This is a genomic window from Nocardiopsis lucentensis DSM 44048 (assembly GCF_000341125.1).
Taxonomy (GTDB): Bacteria; Actinomycetota; Actinomycetes; order Streptosporangiales; family Streptosporangiaceae; genus Nocardiopsis; species Nocardiopsis lucentensis.
Genome location: NZ_ANBC01000389.1, coordinates 1 through 3,311 on the forward strand (window position 1 = coordinate 1; position 3,311 = coordinate 3,311).

Annotated in this window: 2 protein-coding genes and 1 pseudogene; all 3 read right to left on the reverse strand. The window is 71.7% G+C overall.

What is annotated here, in order from left to right; all coding sequences use genetic code 11:
- Nucleotides 1–70: 70 nt before the first annotated feature.
- Nucleotides 71–2,071 carry an oxidoreductase gene (locus D471_RS0113050; protein ID WP_017599020.1) on the reverse strand — a complete coding sequence of 667 codons (2,001 nt, stop codon included), beginning with the start codon at nucleotides 2,069–2,071 and terminating at the stop codon, nucleotides 71–73.
- 117 nt (nucleotides 2,072–2,188) lie between these two features.
- The gene (locus D471_RS0113055) at nucleotides 2,189–3,115 is read right to left on the reverse strand and encodes a PaaX family transcriptional regulator C-terminal domain-containing protein (RefSeq protein ID WP_017599021.1); all 927 of its coding nucleotides are present in this window, start codon (nucleotides 3,113–3,115) and stop codon (nucleotides 2,189–2,191) included.
- A pseudogene (locus tag D471_RS34280) lies at nucleotides 3,112–3,311 on the reverse strand (hypothetical protein); the annotation flags it as partial. The pseudogene D471_RS34280 and the gene D471_RS0113055, both read right to left, overlap by 4 nt.

Sequence of the window (3,311 nt, forward strand, 5' to 3'; positions counted from 1 at the left end):
GAGGACGGTTTCTCCAGCAGGGCGGTGAGGATCGCGTGGGGCAGGGACATGAGCGCATTCTAGGTTCGGCTCACAGGGCGGCGGCCAGCTCCGTGCCCTGCTTGATGGCGCGCTTGGCGTCCAGTTCGGCGGCCACGTCGGCGCCCCCGATCAGGTGCGCCCGGCGCCCGGCGGCGGTCAGCTCGTCGGCGAGGTCGCGGCACGGGTCCTGGCCCGCGCACACCACCACGGTGTCCACGTCGAGCACGCGGCTCTCACCGTCGACGGTCAGGTGGAGTCCGTCGTCGTCGACGCGATCGTAGGTGGCGCCCGCGATCATCTCCACGCCTCGGTGGCGCAGTTCCAGACGGTGGATCCAGCCGGTGGTCTTGCCCAGCCCGGCGCCGACCTTGCTGGTCTTGCGCTGGACCAGGTGGACGGTGCGCGGCGGGGCGGGCCGCTTCGGTTCGGTGAGCCCGCCCGGGGTGGTGTGGTCGGTGTCCACGCCCCACTGCCGGAAGAACTCGTCGGAGTCCAGGCTGGCCTGCTCGCCGCCGTCGGTGAGGAACTCCGCGACGTCGAAGCCGATGNNCGCGACACGCTCGCCGACGGCGGCCCCGCCCCGCAGGACGTCGACGTAGCTGACCACCTTCGGGTGGTCGACGCCGGGGATGCCGGGGGTGCGGGGCGTGACGCCGGTGGCGAGGACGACCTCGTCGTAGCCGTCGAGGTCGGCCGCGGTGACGCGGGTCTTGAGGCGCACGTCCACGCGGTGCTTGTCGAGCTGGACGCGGTAGTAGCGGAGGGTCTCGTCGAACTCCTCCTTGCCGGGCACCCGGCGGGCCATGTTGAGCTGGCCGCCGACCTCGTCGGCCGAGTCGAAGAGGGTGACGGTGTGCCCTCGCTCGGCCGCGGAGACGGAGAAGGCCAGACCGGCGGGGCCGGCGCCGACCACGGCCACGTTCTTGCGGGTGCGGGTGGGGGAGAGGACGAGCTCGGTCTCGTGGCAGGCGCGGGGGTTCACGAGGCAGGACGTGATCTTGAGGCTGAAGGTGTGGTCCAGGCAGGCCTGGTTGCAGCCGATGCAGGTGTTGATCTCCTCGGGGACGCCCGCCTCGGCCTTGTTGACGAAGTCGGGGTCGGCGAGGAGGGGGCGGGCGAGGGAGACCATGTCCGCGTGGCCCTCGGTGAGGATCTCCTCGGCGACGGCGGGGGTGTTGATCCGGTTGACGGCGACGAGGGGGACGGACACCTCGCCCATGAGCTTGCGGGTCACCCAGCTGTAGGCGCCGCGCGGTACGGAGGTGGCGATGGTGGGGATGCGCGCCTCGTGCCAGCCGATACCGGTGTTGATGATGGTCGCCCCGGCCTCCTCGATCGCCTTGGCGAGCTGGACGACCTCGTCGAACGTGGACCCGCCGGGGACGAGGTCGAGCATGGACAGGCGGTAGACCACGATGAAGTCGGGGCCGACGCGCTCGCGGACGCGGCGCACGGTCTCCACGGGGAAGCGCATGCGGTTCTCGTAGGAACCGCCCCAGCGGTCCTCGCGCTTGTTGGTGGCGGAGGCGATGAACTGGTTGATGAGGTAGCCCTCGGAGCCCATGACCTCGACGCCGTCGTATCCGGCGCTCCGGGCGAGCTCGGCGGCCCGGGCGAAGTCGTCGATGGTGCGTTCGACGTCCTCGTCGGTCAGCGCGCGCGGGGTGAAGGGGCTGATGGGCGCCTGGATCGCGCTGGGCGCGACGGAGTCCTCGCTGAACGCGTAGCGGCCGGTGTGCAGGATCTGCATGGCGATCCGGCCGCCCTCACGGTGGACGGCGTCGGTGATCACCCGGTGCTCGTCGGCCTCGGCCTCGGTGGTGAGCTTGGCGGCGCCCTTGAAGGTGACTCCCTCCTCGTTGGGCGCGATGCCGCCGGTGACGATCAGACCGACACCGCCGCGGGCACGTTCGGCGTAGAAGGCGGCCATCCGTTCGAAGCCGCCCTGGACCTCCTCCAGGCCCACGTGCATGGATCCCATGATCACGCGGTTGGGCAGGGTGGTGAAGCCCAGATCCAGTGGTTCCAGCAGGTGCGGGTACTCGCTCATGTGGTCTCCTCGCGCGGTGCTTCGCGGGCCGGTGTCCGGTCGGCTCGAATTCATTATGCAACAAGTTGCAAAATGAGTGAAGGCGAGCCCCGGGAACGAGCTCGGGGAGAGCGCGGGTCAGGCGGGACGGTGTTCGCCGCCGTCCCGCTGGGGCCCGTCCATCACGCCCTCGTACAGGGAGAACAGGCGCGGACCGGAGGGGGAGGCGCCATCGGCGGCGTCGGCCTCGGCGAGCGCGGACCAGCAGGCCGCGGCGAGGCGACGTGATTCGGCCCCCTCCCAGGGCTGGGGGAGCAGCTCCGGGGGCAGGAGGGGATCGGGCTCCATGGCCTCGGTGAAGGCCGCGGCGAGGCGCACGGCCATGGTCAGCCGCTCGGGGCCGGTGAGCGCCTCCGGCGCGTCGATCCGGTCGAGGCAGGCACGGGCGAGGGCGGCCAGACGGGAGTGCCGCTCCGCGATCTCGTCGATCGGCCACAGGGCCGCGGCCAGGGCGGTCGGGTCGGTGAGATCTCCGACGCGCAGGTCGTCGCTGGTGAGGTGGGTGAGCGCGGAGGAGACTCCGAGCTCGTGGGCGCGGATCTCGACGAGCGGGGTGATCGGATTCGCGCAGACGTAGAGGCCGCCCTGGAGCGGGGTGGCGCCGAGGTGGAGGAGCGTGTCGCGCAGGGCGTCCCGGGCGGTCCTCCGGGACTCGGGCACGGCGAAGGCGAAGAGGTACCAGGTCCCGTTCCAGGGGGCGAGCCCGTGGTCCTGGCGGTAGGCGTGGCGGACGAGGTCGACGTCGGGGTCGATGGCGCCCGTCGCGTCGGGGGTGGCGCGGAGCAGGGCCTTGCGTCCACGGCCCTCGTGGGTGAACCGGCCTTCGGCGACGAGGCGTTTGACGCAGAGCCGTACCTGTTGGTCGGTCATGCCGAGCAGCCCCGCGACCGCGTAGAGCTCGCCCGCGTCGACGGTGCCGTCCCCGCGCACGAGGGCGTGGACGAGCAGGCGGGTCGGGATCGGGGGCCAGGAGGCGTCTCCCGGTGTGGCGGTCGTGGTGTTCATGGTGTGGTCCTGTCGTCGGTGTCCTCGGCCGGTGTGACGGGCCGGTGCATGGTGGTGACGGCCCCGAAACCCATGATGCGGCGCAGGTACGGGGTTCGTTCGGTGCGGACGGCTCGGAAGCCGTGCCGCTCGTACAGGGCTCGGGCGCGCGGGTTGACGTCGATGACGTCGAGCCGGACGCGGTGGCGGGCGTGTT